The following is a 17,715-nucleotide window of genomic DNA, read 5'->3' on the forward strand; positions in this document are numbered from 1 at the left end:
GCCGATCTGTATGATTTGTCAGTTCCAGTTTCACAAAGTGATCGGGGGAGTGGTTTGTGGTTCATTTTGTCAGACCATCTTGTCGAAGGACGCGGGGGCGTCAAGCGGAAAGTATGAGCCGAGGTCTTCTGAAAGTTCAGTGAGGTGGGTGTGAGTCTGCTGCGAAATGCTCTGAATGTGCTGCGAAATGATTTGAGTTTGTACGAGACAACAGGAACCGGTTCATTTTGTGCTGGTGAAAAACTGGAAAAACCGACGCCGATTCAGGTGCTTCTGAGTCACTTGTGCGTCGTGTTCTGGTGCACGCATCGTCCGCCTCGCGCGCGAAGCACAATTACACAAGAATAGGATTCGGGAAGTGCCGATCAAGGGCATTCTATTCAGTTCTGGAGACAGAACTGCACTGGATATCGAGAAGGGGTTTGAGTTCATGCAGAAAATTCGTGAACGAGATGGGAGTGAAGGTATGTCGGCAGTCTCTACAGAAGTTACCTCCGGTGGACTGGGGGGCTGTGCACACGATATACTTTTAAGCAGCCGTGTGAGGTACAGTGATTGTGACTTACATGGTCGCCTGTTTTTGTCAAAAGAGTCTTCAACGTGTTTCACAACTGGGAAATTCATGAATCGTTTACTGCAAGTCTTCACTGTTACATTCGTCTCCTGGCTGCTTGTGGGACCGCTGGCTGCGGAGCTTACGCGCTTTGAAATTACTGCACGCGAACCGTTTGCCGGTGGTCAGAAATTTGGGTCTGTCGGAGAGTACGAACGGATTAAGGGCCGCGTGTATTATGCACTCGATCCTGAGTTGCCACAGAATCAGAATGTTGTCGATCTGAAGCTGGCACCGCGTAACAAAGCGGACCGGGTGGAGCTGTCAGCGGATCTGCTCATCCTGGCGCCGAAAGATTTGAGCAAAGGCAACGGGGCGCTGTTGTACGATGTCAATAACCGGGGCAACCTGACTGCCTTGCGGATGTTAAACTTCGCTTCGGGGAGCAACGATCCCCAAACACAGAAACAGGCGGGTGACGGTTTTCTGATGCGAGAGGGCTTCACTTATGTTTCGAGCGGCTGGGACGGGGAACTGTTGCCGGGAAGCAGTCGTCTGAGGCTCTTTCCCCCGGTGATTCAACAGCCGATTACTGGTAAGGTGCGTTGTGAAATCGTTCCCAGTTCAGATACCACGCGGACGGTCGTCAACTGGGCGAACCATGGTTCCTATCGTCCGACGGCCAAGGGACTGGAGCAGGCGACGTTGACGCATCGTCTGCTGGCCAGTCATCCGCGGGTGCCGATTCCCCGTTCGGAATGGAAACTGCATGTCAAGGAGGTCGACAGTGAGTCGCCCGCACAGCTGCCGAAAGTGGAACTCGAGTATCCCGCCGGACTGAAGAAGCTGCAGATCTACGAGCTGATTTACGAGGCGCAAGATCCCGTTGTGATGGGAACCGGCTTCACTGCGGTACGCGATCTGGTTTCGGCTTTGAAACAGGGGACGGGAGAGGGGAATCCGTTACTGGTGGAAGGCCAGCCTGTGATCAAGCGGGCGCACTCCTTTGGTGTCTCACAAAGCGGGCGTTTTTTACGCGAGATGATGTACTGGGGCTTCAATGAAGACGAAGCGGGCCGCCAGGTCTTCGAGGGGATCATTCCCCACGTTTCCGGATCCGGCATGGGATCGTTCAATCATCGTTTTGCTCAGCCCACGCGGCATGCGGGACAGCACGATCATCATGATTATCCGCCGGACCGTTTCCCCTTTGCTTATGCTGCCCAGAAGGATCCGCTGTCGGGGCTGACTGAGGGAATTCTGACCCGGGCCGAGGCCAGTGGTACTGCCCCGCTGGTGATGCATACGCAGTCTTCTTCAGAGTACTGGAATCGCAGCGGATCACTTTCGCATACCGATCCTCTGGGGACTACTGATGTCGCTCTGCCTGAGAATGTGCGGATCTACATCATCGGAGGAACGCAGCATGGTCCGAGCCGATTCACGACCGATAAGGGGGATGGTCAGACGGCGCCTAATCCCGCGGATTACAAACCGTTCCTGCGTGCGTTGCTGCTCTCACTCGACAACTGGGCGAAAGAGGGAACCGCACCGCCGGCCAGCGTCTATCCGAAGATCAGTGAAGGGACGCTCGTCAACTGGACTCAGAACGCCACCGGGTTTCCACAGATTCCCGGCATTCGTTATCCAGGAGTTATTCAGCAACCTGCTTACCTGGATTTTGGTCCCCGTTGGCATAAACAGCGTATCGTCGATTTCCAGCCCCCTCTGCCGCGCGGCGATTATAGAGTACTCGTTCCCCGTTCCGGACCGGATGGGAATGAGCTGGGATGTCTGTCTGCTCCCGAGGTCGCGGTGCCGGTGGCCACTTATACCAGCTGGCGTTTGCGCAGCGAGAACGGTCCGGCCGCCAATCAGCTTTACAGTCTGTCGGGTTCGTATATACCTTTTCCGTTGACAAAGGCTGAACGCGAACAACGGGGGGATCCGCGACCGTCAGTCGAAGAACGTTATGGCACACTGGAAGCGTACCTCGAACAGCTGGCCGCCCAATGCGAGGTTTATGAGAAAGCCGGCTATCTGCTACAGGAAGATAGAGAGCGGATTATGCAAACGCAGCGTGAGCGGGTGGCACCTCTATTTGCGAAAATCAATGCGAAAGCAGAACCCGCAGAGCAGGGCAAGTGAGGTCCGTCATGATATTGATTAAACCTGTCTGTACTTTCTGCAGACAGGTTTAATGCTGCGCGGAGGGGAGTTTTATCTACTTCCCAGATGAACGCTGATGATGAGTGAGGTGTGTCTGTAAGTGTTATATATTAAAGGGGATATGGGAATCGGTTCTGTGGTTATGACGTTTCTGACCTGTGGTCTTTATCAGAAATCTGCAGATTCTTTTCAAAAGGGGACCTGAAAAAAAGAATGAGTGTACGATTACTTATAGAACCGGAACATCGCGAGTTGGCTAGCCTCGAATGATGGTTGAAATATTTCATGGAACAGAAAAAACAGGAACTGCAGTTCACAACATTGCTGACGGCGCATCGTCGTCAGTTGTATGCGTTTATCTACTCGCTGCTGACCGATCATACGGATGCGGAAGATGTCTACCAGCGCTGCAGCATGATCCTGTGGGACAAGTTCGATCAATATGACATGGAATGCGATTTTCTGCCCTGGGCCATGGGTATCGCGTTTTATGAAGTGAAAAACTTCCTGCGTGTCTCGTCCCGTGATCGGCACCATTTCTCCGAACAGTTGCTCAACCAGCTCTTTGAGCGGATGCAGAGCAGCAGTGCTCCCAATGTGCAACTCTCATCGCTGGAGAAGTGTTTGAAGTCGCTGCGTCAGAAAGATCTGTGGCTCGTGCAGCAGGTTTACTGGGAACGACGAAAATGTACGTCGGTGGCGGAGGAGATGGGAATGAAAATCAACGCCCTCTATGACCGGGTGGGGCGCATCCGCGGTCAGTTAAGAGACTGTGTGCAGCGGCGTGTGTCGGAGGTGGAACATGCTTGAAAAAGACCAACGGGACGACGCGGAATTTCAGCGGCTGTTACACCGGCTCGCCGACGGTCCACTCGATCAGACAGAGACAGAGCAGCTGGAGTCGTTGCTGCTGGATCAGCCGGAACGTCAGACACAGTACCTGGAACTGATGTGCCTCGATGCTTCCCTGATGGAGTTGGGCGAAATCAGCAAAAGTGTTCCCGACTATCACATCAGTCACCCGCAGGAAAAGAAATCGGTCCCCTGGGGCGTGTGGATGCTGACGGTCTGTGCTGTGGCCTGCCTGGTTGTGGCGGTTGTCCTCTTTGTTTCTACGGGTAATGAACGGCGGCAGATAGCACAACAGAAAGACCCGGCAGTACAGGAAGAAACGAATCAGACCACGAACGAGCAGTCCCCGCAGGAACCGTTTTCAAAAGCAACATTGATCGCAGGCCACCGGGCGGTCTTTCGGGGAACACGTTTTCCCACGCTGACGGGCAGTCGCCTGCGGTTCGCTGAGAACTATATGCTGCAGGATGGCATGGTCAAAATCCGCTTTGCCTCGGGAGCGGAAGTGATTCTCAAAGCACCCGCTCTGTTCCAGGTGGCGCAGGAAGAGGAGCTGGTGGTGAACCTCGGCCAATGCTCGGTCTATGCACCTGAAGGGGCGGAAGGTTTTAAGGTCAGCACGCCGACCAGCAATGTGGTTGACCTGGGGACGCGTTTTTCCGTGACGGTTGCCGAAGACGGTGCCTCGAATGTGTCCGTCGTGGATGGGGAGGCGGAAGTCTCCTCGCTGAGCGATCCCCGCAAAAAGCGTCTGCTTAAAGGGGAGACCGCTTATGTGGGTACCGACCTGAATTTAATGGACGGAGACCGTGATCAGTCGTCTCAAGATTATATTGACGCCATCCCCGATCACCTGATTGCTTATGAATCGATTCCCGACGAACAGGGACGGGCGAAGTCGCTGGCGTCTGTCTCCGTGCAGCGGGCGGGAGTGCAGCGGATTTATCAGGTCGACGATTTCATTCTACCTGTCGTGAATCATTATCGGCCCGGCTCGCATGCGTTCGGGGTCGTTCCCGCCGAAGCGCCCGCTGAGGAATTTAACCGTTTCGGCCCGATGAATCTGTTGTTTGCTTCGGGTTTCATCAACCCGGGCGGAGAGAAAGAAATACACCAGGGCGAATTTCAACTGGGACGTAACGGCACTCCCGGCATGAACCTGGTTTTCGAGCAACCGGTGGTGAATGGACCTGGTCCCGATATGATCATTTTCGATGCCCAGTCGATCGCCCACTCACTGGAGGGGGATGTGTTTCATTTGTACCCGCAGACCAATCACCCGACTGCCCGGCCGATGACGGTGCGGAAATATGACATCGACGGTCATTCCGAGCAGGCACAGATCATGACCGGCTGCCGTTTGACTCAGTTGAGTCCCGATTTCGCCGACGATGGAACGCCGCTGCCAATCGTGGCACGTTCGCAGCTGGTGCATCAGGTTCCCTCGCGGCTGTTTGCCGTCGGGATTGATCTGGATGACATGCAGATTCCGCCGGGCGGATCGATTACCGGACTGTTCCTGCAGGATGCCCAGGACGATGCCGACCGGATTGACCCGGTAGTTATTGTCGGACTTCCCCCCCGTTAAATAATGCTTTCATCTCGGAATATTATGTTTCATCGAATCACAACAACCGTATGCTGGCTTTTCATGACTCTGCTGACGATGTCTGCGGCGAACGCCGCTGATATCTCGCCGGAAATGATGAAGTTCTTCGAGAATGAAGTCCGCCCGCTGCTGGCGGAACATTGCTGGTCCTGTCATGGGGCGAAGGAGCAGAAGGGCGACCTGAGACTCGATACACGCGGCCACATTCTGCTGGGAGGCGAGTCGGGCACTTCTATGGTTCCAGGTAAGCCGGAGAAAAGTCTGCTGATTGAGGCGGTGCGTTATGAATCGTACGAGATGCCTCCCGCGGGAAAACTGCCCGAGAAGCAGATCAAGATCCTCGAAAAATGGGTTGCGCTGGGCGCACCCTGGCCCGGGGCCGACGATGCAGTTCCGCTGCGCAAAGAGCAGGGCCCCCGGTTTACTGCAGAAGACCGCGCCTGGTGGGCGATTCAGCCTCTGCAGGCTGTGACAGTCCCTGACGCGACTGGCGACGGGAGCAAAAACGAAATTGATCGGTTTATCTTTGCCAGTCAAAAGCAGAAAGGGTTGACGCCGGCACCGGAGGCGGACCGGGAATCGTTAATCCGGCGGGTCTATTTCGATCTGCACGGCCTGCCTCCCACGCCACAGGAAGTACAGGAGTTTGTGCAGGATCAGCGTCCTGATGCCTACGAGCGGCTGGTCGATCGTCTGCTGGCCAGTCCGCGTTACGGCGAACGCTGGGCCCGGCACTGGCTCGATGTGGTCCGCTACGCAGATTCTGATGGCTATCGAGCCGACGGTTATCGTTCGAATGCCTGGCGCTATCGCGATTATGTGATCCGATCGCTGAATGAGGATAAGCCTTATAGTCAGTTCGTGCAGGAACAGCTGGCGGGAGACGAACTGTTTCCCGGTGACGTCGACGCCCAGATCGCCACCGGCTTTCTGACGCACGGAATTTATGAGTGGAACAGCCGCGATGTCGCCGGTCAGTGGGATATCATGCTGAACGAGTTGACGGACACGGTCGGCGATGTCTTCCTCGGCGTGGGGATGCAATGTGCCCGCTGTCACGATCACAAGTTTGATCCCGTATTGCAGAAGGACTATTTCCAGTTACGGGCGTTCTTTGAACCGATTCTGATTGAGACCGCCCAGGAAGTGGGGACGCCGGAGCAACTGGAACAATACCGCCGCGAACTGAGAGCCTGGGAGCAGGCGACTAAAGCGATTCGCGAGGAGCTCGCGGAACTGGAAGAACCGTATCGGGAAAAGGCCCGGGCTGTCATCATCTCCTTTCCGCCTGATATCCAGGCGATGATTCACAAACCGGAAGAGAAACGATCTCCGCGGGAACAGCAACTGGTCGAGCTGGCATGGAGACAGGTAGAGCACAACTACCGGAATCTCGACAAACAGCTGAAGGGCGAAACGAAAGAAAAGATTCTGGCATTAAGGCGTAAGCTGGCGAAGTTCGATCAACTGAAGCCGGAACCGCTGCCGCTGGCACAGCAGGTCCGAGATGTCGGGGCACAGGCGCCTCAGACCAGGATCCCCAAGAAACGGACGAAATGCGAGCCCGGTTTCCTGACGATTCTCGAGACACCGGCGGACGATTATTATGGTTCGCCACAGCCGGGGAGCACCAGTCGCAGGACCGCGTTGGCCCGCTGGCTCACGCAGGACAGTAATCCGTTGTCGACGCGGGTGATCGTCAATCGGATCTGGCAATATCATTTTGGCAAAGGGCTGGCGCCGCACAGCAGCGATCTTGGTCGACTGGGGGGGCCGCCTTCGCATCCCGAATTACTGGACTGGCTGACACAGCGGTTTCTGGACGGGGACTGGCGGTTCAAGAGTCTGCATCGTCTGATCGTCACTTCAGCGACTTATCGACAGTCGACGCAGCATCCTCAGGAAGCGTCGATGTTCGCCCTCGATCCTGCCAACAAATTATACTGGTGTGCTGAGACACGCCGCCTGGATGCAGAACAGATTCGCGATTCGATCCTGGCGGTGACCGGTCAGCTGGATCTCAAGGTGGGAGGCCCCGGTGTGACTCCCAGCGTCCCCCGGCGGTCTATCTATTTGCGGATGATGCGCAACAGCCGTGATCCATTACTGCAAGTGTTCGATATGCCCCGGTTCTTCACCAGTGTGTCGGCCCGCGATACAACAACCTCTCCCGTGCAGTCACTGCAGCTGTTCAACAGCCAGCAGATGCTGCGATTCGCCGATCAACTTGCACAACGAGCCGAGCAGGAAGCGTCCAAAGTTCCCTCAGCCGATCAGGAAGAGTTGGCTCTGAGACGCGCGTGGCAAATCGCTTTCGGGCGACCGGTGACTTCCGGTGAACTGTCACAGGCCCGGGAGTTTCTCGATCGTGAATCCAGGCTGCTGTCGGAACAGAAACCGACCGTCGATCTGCAACAATTCGAAACCGCGACGATGCCTTACCGCAACGGGCAGTCGGTGGTGTTTCACGCCGATAAACCCTCTTCGTTCTACGTCGCCGATAACCGGCGGTTGACACCGAATGATTTTACCATTGAAGCCTACTTCCAGATTAAGTCGATCTATGACTCCGGAGCAGTGCGAACGATCGTTTCGAAGTGGAGCGGCAAAGTGTCTGAACCGGGCTGGCTGTTTGGCGTGACGGGCCGCGGTTCCCGTCGCAAGCCGCAAACGCTGGTCTTTCGGACTTATGGTAAGAAGCAGAACGGAAAGATCGGCGACGAGATTGTCTTTTCGGATCAGCATATTGAATTCAATACGCCCTATTATGCCGCAGTCAGTTTTCACGTGACGGGCGAACGGGCCGGCTCGATTGACTTCTTCCTGAAGGACCTCTCGAACGACGATGAGCAGCTGGGGAAGATTACGAAACAGCACCAGACTGTCGAGGTGCACGACAATCGTCTGGCGCTGGCCATCGGCCGTATGGTCCAGAATAAGAATAGCCTGTTTGACGGGCTGATTGATGAGGTCCGCCTGTCATCGGCGGCGCTGGATGTGCCGTCCCTGTTGTATACGCAGGAATCTATCACTGAGAAGACGCTGGGGTACTGGAGGTTCGATCCCGTACCGGGCATGTTTGAGGACAGTTCGTCCCATCAGTATGACATCACGCGGGATGACCGGCCGACAGCAGCCAGTGATCCCCGTCGTGCGGCGTTTGCTGATCTGTGCCACATTCTGTTGAACTCCAATGAATTTTTATACGTTGATTGAGGCGCTCCATGTTCTCTACACCACATATTGAAATACCCCGCACCCGACGCGAGTTCCTGGAACGCAGCGGACTCGGCTTTGGTTCCGTAGCGTTGGCCAGTCTGCTGGCGCAGGCAGAGAGCTCCTCTGCTGCGGGGGGATCAGCGCCAGTCACAGGGCCTGTTCCTCATCACAAGCCGACGGCGAAGAACATCATCTTCCTGTTCATGGAAGGGGGACCGAGCCATATCGATCTGTTCGATCCCAAGCCGTTGTTGAACAAGCTGGCAGGACAGACTCTGCCCGACAGCTTCGGTCAGATTCTGACCGCCGCCGGGGAATCACGGTCTCCATTGCTGATCTCGAAGCGAAAGTGGAAACAGCATGGCGAAGCGGGAACCTGGGTCTCTGACTGGCTCCCCGAAATTGCGAACTGCGTCGACGATATTGCCGTGATTCGCTCCTGCTGGGCCGATGGACTGAATCATTCCTCCAGCGTCTGCCAGATGAATACGTGTTCGCTGATCGGCGGTCGCCCTTCGCTGGGAAGCTGGGTGACGTACGGTCTCGGTTCAGAAAACAGGAACCTCCCCTCGTTCGTGGTCATGCAGGATAACCGTTCTTCCGTTGTGAATGGTCCGCGAAACTGGGGGACCGGATTCATGCCCGCTGTGTACCAGGGAATTCGTTTACAGGAAGGCAAGCAGCCGATTCCAAATCTGAATAACCCGGAAGGTGTGACAGACGCCCGACAACGCGAAAAACTGTCGTATTTGAAATCCTTGAATCAGGGCTATGCCCGGCAGCACGCCCGGCAGACAGAGCTCGACGCACGCATCGCCAGTTACGAACTCGCTTTTCGGATGCAGTCTGAAGCCCCCGAGGCAGTCGACCTGAGCCAGGAGACCGCAGCCACCCGCAAGTTGTACGGGATGGATCAGCAGGAAACATCGTCCTTCGGTCGGCTCTGCCTGATGTCACGCCGACTGGTGGAGCGGGGCGTCCGTTTCGTGCAGTTGTATCATGGGGCAGGCAGCAAGTGGGATGCTCATTCGGGGATCGAGAAAAATCACACCCAGCACTGCAAGGCGATGGATCTGCCTGTCGCCGGACTGATCCGGGATTTGAAACAACGGGGATTACTGGATGAGACGCTCGTGGTGTGGGGAGGCGAGTTTGGACGGACCCCCATGTCAGAAAAGGGAGATGGCCGCGATCACAACCCGACGGGATTCACCATGTGGATGGCCGGCGGCGGGGTCAAAGGGGGACAAACCATCGGGGCCACTGATGAGCTGGGGCTGCGGGCGATTGAAGATCGGATGCATGTTCATGATCTGCACGCCACGATTCTGCATCTGCTGGGCCTGGACCGGATGAAACTCACGTACGAATACAACGGCCGCCCCGAACGTCCCACGGTCAATGAAGGTGAGTTCCAAACGAAGCTGGTGACTGGTTGAGCTGACTATTTAAACAAGGGGGCATCATCAGTGGAGATCCCCTGGTTTAAGCAGATCGATTCATGCTGTCTCGTTTGTGTTTTCAGATGTCAGGAGCTGGCGGGGATCTCTGAGATCTGTTTGGTGGCGATGCCGACGGGGCGGTCCAGCGGGATGCCGGCACAGGTCAGTAACGTTGTCAGCAGGTCGCCCTGGTTGCCTTTGACATCGGGCAGGAAGCGTCCGGTGTTGATCGCACCGCCGCCGCTTCCGGCGAGAATGAAAGGCAGGTTAGCCCGGGTGTGCCGGTCGCCGTCTTCGAGCCCTGATCCCCACATCATGATGCAGTTCTCCAGCAGAGTGCCGTCCCCTTCTTTCAGGCTGTGCATCTTGTTGACCATGTAGGCAAACTGGTCGATGTTGAATTTCGTGATCGCGGCGACTTTATCGACCTTCTTCTTCTCGCCATTGTGGTGAGTCTGCGAATGGTGCTGGTCTCTGAAACCGAGTTCGGGATACGAGACGCCATTCGGGGTGGAACCGATGTAGGTGCAGACGCGGGTCGTGTCGGTCTGGAAGGCCAGTACGTTGAGGTCGCACATCACCTGCATGTACTCACTGCGTTTGTCTCCTTCGGGAATCACGATCTCGATGGGAGGCGAATCAGTTTTGTGACTGCGGCTCGGACGGACTCCTGCTTTCTCGAGGGCCGCTTCTTTCTGGCGCATTTCGATGGCGGCGATCCGGCGTTCTACCGAACGCACGCTGTCGAGGTATTGATCCAGTTTCTTCTGGTCGGTTGATGACAGCGTACGACGCAGATCGCGGGCGCCGCCGATCACCAGGTCCAGCATGCTGCGATCTAAACTGCTCATCCCGTTAGCCGACAGTCCGTCCCCCTGTTCCTTTTTGTTGAACAGACGGTTCAGCACGTTACGGGGATTGGTCTCGGCGGGAACCGCCTGGGTCGGCGAGCGGAAGCTGCAGTGCGAGTAGTAGGCTTCGTTCAGCCCCGCCTGGTTTTCCTTCCACGTTTGCGGCATCGTGGCCAGTTCCAGTGACGGGAGGGCGGTAAATGCACCCAGGGAATTCGCGGCAATCTGATCGGCGGAGATCGAGATGCTGATTTCGTCCCGCTTGTCCGGATCGGGCAATGCTGCGGTCAGCCAGGTCGAAAGTTCGAGTGCGTGGGGAGCCCCGCGATAAGGGCCGTTGGAAACGCCGGCGATGCCCTTCATCAGCAGACACTGGTCGATCACCGGTCGCAGCGATTCCAGAGCAGGGGGCGGTGATTTCAGAAACGTCTGGGGATCCTTGGGCCAGAACTGATCCATAATTACGCCATGTGGCATATACATGAATCCCAGGCGGACCGGCGGCTTGAACGCTTTTTTCTCGCTGGCTTCGGCCCAGCCCATGACATCCAGTAGAGGTAGAGCCAGGGCGGCTCCGAGGCCTTTCAGACAGGTACGACGATCGATTGCTTTATAATTGCTCATGGGAAAGCCTTTGGGTGGGTTGCAGAGGAAAACTTAAATTGTACGACGGGTTGCAAGTCCGTCATGCAAAGAGGGTGCTGTGTGGTCCGCCTGTCACTCAATGCGACGATGCGTGAAGGGGTAACTGGTGACGACCTCGGTGATCAGCGTCTGCATGCGATAATCGTCTTTCGCGATCTTCTGCATCAGTTCATCGATCACAATTTCGTCATACCCTTCCAGGCGTCGACATAATGCATAGGCTAACAGACGCTCGACCAGATTGCGAGAAAACTTTACGCTGTGGTCGGCGATAATGGCTTTGAGTTCCTGGGGGTTGGAAAAATTCCTGCCGCCCGGAAGTTCACCGGAGGCATCGATGGCCTGGCCGTTTTCGTCTTTGTCGCGCCAGCGGCCGATGGCGTCGAAGTTCTCCAGACCGAACCCGATCGGGTCGAGCAGGCGATGGCAGTTGGCGCAGACCGCTTCGGAGCGGTGCAGTTCGGTCCGTTCGCGGAGCGTCAGGTTGGCAATCTGTTTTTTGTCCTGTTTCTCCAGCGAGGGGACATTGGGTGGGGCGGCGGGGACATGATCTCCGAGGACCTGTTCCAGGACCCAGACTCCTCTGTTGACGGGACTGGTGCGGTTCGGGAACGATGTCGCTGCGAGGACCCCGGGCATTCCCAGGATTCCACCGCGATTACCATTGGTCAGTTTGACCTTTCGCATTTCGGGGCCGGTGACGGTTTTTTCCAGGCCGTAGATTGTGGCCAGGTTCCCGTTGAGGTACGTGTAATCGCTGTCGATGAAATTCGAAACGCTGCGGTTCTCGCGGACGATGCTTTCGAAAAACAGGCGGGCTTCGTCGTACATGGCCGTCCGCATGTCGGCGGTCATCTGCGGGAATTTCTCAGGATCAAAGGTTCGCGTGTGTATCTCTCCCAGCTTGAGCCACTGCGCCCCAAAGCCATCAAACAGGGCGCGCGAGCGCGGATCCAGCAGCATCCGCGTGACCTGAGATTTCAAGACTGGCGGTTCATGCAGTTTTCCCTGTTCGGCCAGTGTCATCAGCTCCGCGTCAGGCATGGTGGCCCAGAGCAGATAAGACAGACGCGAGGCGAGCTGAAAATCATCAAGGGGCACGATGCCCTTTTTCGTTTCCACCTCTTTAGCCGGTGTGATAAACAGAAACTGGGGCGACACCAAAATCGCCTTGAGCATCAGTCGGCAGGAGGCCTGGTAGCTGAGTTTGTTCTGTTTTGCCAGATCAAACACATTCAGCAGAACATCGATTTCTGCAGAGGTGGGCGGGCGGCGATAGGCTTTTCGTGCCAGTGACTGCGTGATCTTGCGTACGGCTGCCTGCTCGTCTGACCCGGACCGGGGAGTTTCTCCAAAGAGCTGTTTTTGTATTTCGGTAGGGGCTTCCCCTTCCGGTGCCACGACTTGATTCAGGACTTTTTCAGAGATGGTCAGGTACTGTTCGAGCTGGAGCGGGGAGAGCGAATTGAGATATCCTTCGCCGCTGACTTCGTCCGGCAGGCTGGCGACGATGTCTGGATCGACATCCAACAGGTCGTGGAGCGTGTTGCCATATTCCGTTTTGGTGAGCCGCCGAATGACAAACGGACCTGGATCTTTGGGGCTGAGATATTTCACTTTCTGCAGCCATTCTGCAAACATCTGACGCTCTTTGTCGGATGGCTGGTCCAGTCCTTCGGGGGGCATGTCGTGTGCTTTCACGCGGGCTGCGGACTTTTTCCACTTCTCACTGAAAGCGGCATGGCCGGGACTTTGCAGAGCCGGGTCAAAGCTGAGGCCGGCTTCAGTGGGGCGCCTGTTCTGATGACAGTCGATGCAATATTTTTTGATGAAGGGCTTAACCTGTTTATCGAAAAACTTTTTGGCGTCCGCTTTGTGTGCAGCCAGCGATTTATCCTCTTTGGACTCAGCGTGACTCGTGTTCGGACTGACCCACTGGATGCCCAGCACCATCACAGTGATCGCGCTACGGACAAAATGTGCCTTTGTGATACTCATTCAAAAACTCCTCAGACAGCATACTTTATACTCATTCATTGTAGTTGCTGTCTGGTACACTGTAAATAATGGGCCGAGCTGAGGTCGCTTCGGCAGAGCCTGGCAATGACAATTCACGAAATATTCATTCTTAAAAAACGTGCGAGACATATCAAAACATAATCGAGGGTGATGCACGATGAATTCAGAACGTCACACTGAGAATGAGCAGGCCTGGGTTACCGCACAACAGTCCGACTTGTCAGATATTGGATTTGAGCAGGTGACTCCAGATCGGAATGCGGGGCTTCTCAAGCAACTTGAGCACGAACTGTCGCCCGGGCATCCGATTTACGGGATCAGTGCCAATGTGCTGGGGGCTTTCAGTGGGACTGATGATATCTTGCTCAAGCTGGACACTGAAGTTGAAGGGGCGAGGTATGCCCTGGTGCATCTGACCTGGGGAGGCACGCAAACGCCACCCTGGCCCTCGACGCAATTGATCTCTGATCTCGATGAATGGTTGGAATCGGTCATGCCGTCTCCCGAACAAATGGCGGAAATCAACAAATTCAACGAAGCGCGGAGGCGGCGTGAACAGAGACGCCAACAACTCAGCCAGCTGGGATTTTATCTGTTTATGGTCTTAGTGATTGTCACGCTGTTTCTCGCGTTCATGACTCAGGTTAAGCCTGAATGGTTTGGACTGTAACGTAGACTAGCTGATTTCTGATCGCGACGAGATTTCGTGTGCTGACGATTTTTTTCGACGCTTCCTGGTGAGTCAGGACTGTCAGTCACTACCAGTCAGAGTAAAAGCTGCCCAGAAGAAGGGGTGGGCGGCTCCGTTGCGTTCCTGTCGTGATTCAATGCGGTTGAGTTGCGCCTGCCGTAATGCTTCTGATTTGGTTTTTCCCGCAGCCAGATGTTCAAAGAAGTCCTTCATTAAAAAGGCGGTCTGGCGATCTTCGATTTTCCAGAGGCTGGCCACAACACTGTTGACGCCGGCTAGCTGAAATGACTGCCGGAGTCCTGCAACGCCTTCTCCGTTGTTGATCTCACCCAGGGCTGTATCACAGGCACTCATCACTACCAGGTCGGTGTGTTCCAGATCTGTTTCCAGAATTTCCGCCCCGGTCAACACACCGTCTGAACCTGAAGTGGATTCATTAAAGCCTGCGAACAACAGGCCTGACCTGAGCAGCGGGTTATTCAACTCAGTGCGAGGCTCGGAGTCGAATGTGAACTCACTTGTTGTGGCATTGTTGTCACTGGGCAGGAAGATGCCATGCGTGGTCAGCACCATGATTTCGGGTGAGGAAGCTTTTTTTACTGCCTGTTCGGTCGCCTGCTTTCCGGTCAGGACGACAGGCGGGCGTCCACAAAGTTGATTGATGGCAGGTGTGATACTGGCGGCTTCTGCAGCAGCGAACTTCAGACGTGGTACGGGGCTGAAGTTCTTGAAAATTGCGGACCCTCGCGTCTCAATCGCGGGGGGAGCAGGGGACTGATCAGGGGCTGAAACTTTCGTTTCAAAATCCGGGTCTGCAACAATCAGCGGTGCATTTGCGGAGGCAGTTTCGTCTGATGGAAGCAGATCCCGTCCACTGACCACCAGGCGGAGCTGATGTGATTTGATTAACGGTTCTCCCTGGACGGAAAGTGCTGCCCAGGGGACGAGCCAGAGTGAGGCATCGGGGCTGATGATGATATTTCGGGACTGTTTCACACTGTCCGGCAGAGGGGACCAGAGCTTCTGGCTGATCTGCTGGAGTGCGGCGTTGCAGGCTTCTGTCGCTTTCGCTTCCCCCTGAGAGACGATTAAAGTAACGCTGCTTTGCAGTTCTTGTGAAGCGGCATTGATCTGGGCATCAATAGGACCCGCTGGGCCGATGTCGATGATTTGCACCGGTTCCTCCCCGGCCGAGGTGATCCAGGCCACATAGCGGGATTCTTTGCTCTGATCATCGCTGAGCTCTGCGGGGATCTGCAGGCGGATGAAGTCAATCAGGACCGTCTCCGGTTTTAGTACCTGCTGCACAGACTGATGTGTTACCCAGGCCTGGCCAGACAGCGCCTGGTCCGCTTTCAAGTTCAATTCGGATTTGAGGCGTGTAATACGATCATTGATTTCTGAATTTCGGGGAACCTGACTGCCGACAGCAGATGCGGCCTGAATTCCTGTAATCGCTGCATCGAGCTTCTCCAGGCGTCCTGTCTGGGCTGCGATTCGGTGCAGGCGATGTTGTAACGACAGTGCTTCATGGGAGGTTGCTTTTCCGTTGATCATCCACTCTGCAGATTGTTTTATGGATGCAGACTCTGCCTGTTGCTGCCACGCCATGGCCAGGGACTGGTGCAGAGACGGGCGGTCCTTCCGGTTCAGGTAACTTAACTGATGTGTATCACTCAGGAATGGCAGCTGCTCCCTGATATGGCGGCGCGATAATCGGCGTGCCTTGTCGCTGGATTCCAATGCCACATCAACCTGACCGGACACATATTGATATTGCGCCAAATCGGAAAATGCCTGGACGGTCAGGGGATGTGCGCCGAGGTCCTGGCTGGCGATTTCACTGACTTCCTGCGCCAGGGACAATGCTTGTGCCAGTTCGTTTCGTTGCTGGTGGATCCGTGCTATCAGTAAGCGTAATTGTGAGACCTGCTGGTGTCTGAGTCCCTGAATGGGCATCCGTTTCTTCAATGCCTGTTCGCAGTTTTCGAGGGCTGCATCAAGTTGCCCCTGTTTCAGGTAAACGCGGGCAATGGTGGAGAGGGTGATCGCGGCATACAGTGGACGGTTCTGCTGCTCAAAACTTTTTAATGCGCGTTGCAGATGAGGCAGCGCCTGTGTCAGCTTGTCTCGGTGAAGCAGGTCTTCGCCTAAGCGGCGGTAGGCATCTGCTGCTCCCATGGAAAACTTCTGCGGACTGTTCTGATAGAGCTTCACACTCCGTTCGAGATAATCGGAGGCGCTGGGATCGCCAATCGCGCCCAGTCCAAATCCGAGTGCACTGTAATAGGACGCGACCGTAAGGGAATCGGTTCCGCCCGCTGCTTCGGCGATCTCGACGCCTTTGCGAAAGTGAGCCAGCGCACTGGCGTGATCTCCCGCTTGAGAACAGAGGTAACCAAGCTGGGAATGTGTGAGAGCGGTTTGCAGATTGTCTGCAGGGAGTTGTGCGGCACGAATTGCCAGTGCCCGTTCCAGCAAAGTTCTGCCCCGGGTTGGTTCTCCTAACAGAAATTGATTCCAGCCGGCGTCATGCAATAGGCTGGCTGTGCCGAGATGATCGGTTCCATAATGTTGTTCATAAAGAGGCAGGGCCTGCTCCCATTCTTTAGCGGCTTCCCGTCGCTTGTCCTGCGAGATCAGGACCTGTCCCAGTAGATTATGCGTCAGCCCTCGGGCCTGGCCGCTGATCTGATCCGTGGGTAATTCCAGAATTGTTCGATAGAGGCGCGCCGCTTCAGCGGAGCGATTGAGACGCTGCGCGATTGCCGCCTGATCTGACATGACCAGAAAGGCGGTTTCGGTCTGCGTCAGTTGATTCGTTTCAACCAGCTTCCAGGTTTTCTCTGCATACTTTTTCGCCAGAGGATACTTGCCGGCCCGGATCAGGGAGGTCACGATTTCACGATGTTTCCTGATGTTTTCGGCCGGGGCAACCTGGTAAATCTTGTCGTAAAGATCAAACAGTCGCTGATAGTTGTTTAAGGCATAGTCTTGATCGATATCGAGGGCAAAGCGGGCTGCCAGATGATAGGCACCCGCCAGAGCAGGGCTGTTGGGAGCGAAGAGGGCTTCCTGGGTGGCGACTGCTGTTTCAATCTGCTTACGTCCTTCGGCTGTCTGTCCCGTCATGGCTGTCAGCCAGCCGACCGCGATGAGTTCATTGAGCGTCTGCGGATGTTCGTCGCCGTAGAGGCGGCGATGCTCCTCAACGGACTCTCGGGCGGCTTTGAGGGCTGGCTGATACTGTTTCTTGCTCGCCAGCTTTCTCACCTGGGTGGCTGCAGCGTCGGCCTGTCGTTTCCATTGTTGTGCCTGTTGGGGATCCAGTTGACGCACCTGCAAATGAGTTCCCTGTGTCCAGCCCCGCTTCGAGGAACCAGGAATTTTGATCAGCAGCCAGCCCTGATTCTCCTGGAAGCCCCAGACGGTGCTGCCCTGCTTCAGACGGGTGACGACCTGCTTTCCTTCGTAGACGTCCGCGGTATTATCAATCACTACATATTGCTGAATGGTTGGCTTGTTCTCCTGGGCCAGCAATGAAACGGGTAATGTCAGCAGGAGTGCCTGGCAGAGAATTCGCAGTAAAACTGAGTTTGGGGAGAGAGGTGTCATCGCTTCGATCTTTTCTTTAAGGAGATATATCGGGCTGATGAGTTTCATTG

At 55.5% G+C, this 17,715-nt stretch carries 9 protein-coding genes; 6 read left to right on the plus strand and 3 right to left on the minus strand.

Annotated features, from left to right (window positions below; translation table 11 throughout):
- Positions 1-622 precede the first annotated feature (622 nt).
- The 5 genes from HG66A1_RS09620 to HG66A1_RS09640 all read left to right on the plus strand — a co-directional run bounded on the left by HG66A1_RS09620 (position 623) and on the right by HG66A1_RS09640 (position 9,841).
- Positions 623-2,701 carry an alpha/beta hydrolase domain-containing protein gene (locus tag HG66A1_RS09620; protein WP_145182681.1) on the plus strand — a complete coding sequence of 693 codons (2,079 nt, stop codon included), beginning with the start codon at positions 623-625 and terminating at the stop codon, positions 2,699-2,701.
- Positions 2,702-3,007: 306 nt separating this feature from the next.
- Entirely contained in the window at positions 3,008-3,532 is a 525-nt protein-coding gene (locus HG66A1_RS09625) for a sigma-70 family RNA polymerase sigma factor (RefSeq protein ID WP_145182684.1), read from the plus strand.
- A complete protein-coding gene (locus HG66A1_RS09630) occupies positions 3,525-5,162 on the plus strand; it encodes a FecR family protein (RefSeq protein WP_145182687.1) in 1,638 nt (545 codons plus the stop codon). Before HG66A1_RS09625 ends, HG66A1_RS09630 begins: the two co-directional genes overlap by 8 nt.
- 63 nt (positions 5,163-5,225) lie before the next feature.
- Positions 5,226-8,399 (plus strand): DUF1549 domain-containing protein, encoded by a 3,174-nt coding sequence (locus HG66A1_RS09635; RefSeq protein ID WP_232106791.1) that lies wholly within the window; start codon positions 5,226-5,228, stop codon positions 8,397-8,399.
- Between the two features lie 8 nt (positions 8,400-8,407).
- Entirely contained in the window at positions 8,408-9,841 is a 1,434-nt protein-coding gene (locus tag HG66A1_RS09640; protein WP_145182696.1) for a DUF1501 domain-containing protein, read from the plus strand.
- Positions 9,842-9,930: 89 nt separating this feature from the next.
- On the opposite strand, the gene HG66A1_RS09645 is transcribed toward HG66A1_RS09640, so the two are convergent.
- Positions 9,931-11,319: a DUF1552 domain-containing protein gene (locus HG66A1_RS09645; RefSeq protein ID WP_145182699.1), complete on the minus strand. Its 1,389-nt coding sequence runs from the start codon at positions 11,317-11,319 to the stop codon at positions 9,931-9,933.
- A 93-nt stretch (positions 11,320-11,412) separates the two neighbouring features.
- Positions 11,413-13,338 (minus strand): DUF1592 domain-containing protein, encoded by a 1,926-nt coding sequence (locus tag HG66A1_RS09650; protein ID WP_145182702.1) that lies wholly within the window; start codon positions 13,336-13,338, stop codon positions 11,413-11,415.
- A 178-nt stretch (positions 13,339-13,516) separates the two neighbouring features.
- Here HG66A1_RS09650 and HG66A1_RS09655 point away from each other — a divergent pair, with 178 nt between their 5' ends.
- On the plus strand, positions 13,517-14,029 hold the full coding sequence (locus HG66A1_RS09655; protein ID WP_145182705.1) for a hypothetical protein: 513 nt from the start codon (positions 13,517-13,519) through the stop codon (positions 14,027-14,029).
- A gap of 81 nt (positions 14,030-14,110) precedes the next feature.
- Here HG66A1_RS09655 and HG66A1_RS09660 read toward each other — a convergent pair whose 3' ends face one another.
- Positions 14,111-17,665, minus strand: a complete 3,555-nt coding sequence (locus HG66A1_RS09660; RefSeq protein WP_197997067.1) for a CHAT domain-containing protein — start codon at positions 17,663-17,665, stop codon at positions 14,111-14,113.
- Between the last annotated feature and the right edge of the window lie 50 nt (positions 17,666-17,715).

Origin of the sequence: Gimesia chilikensis (genome assembly GCF_007744075.1) — a bacterium.
GTDB classification, from domain to species: domain Bacteria; phylum Planctomycetota; class Planctomycetia; order Planctomycetales; family Planctomycetaceae; genus Gimesia; species Gimesia chilikensis_A.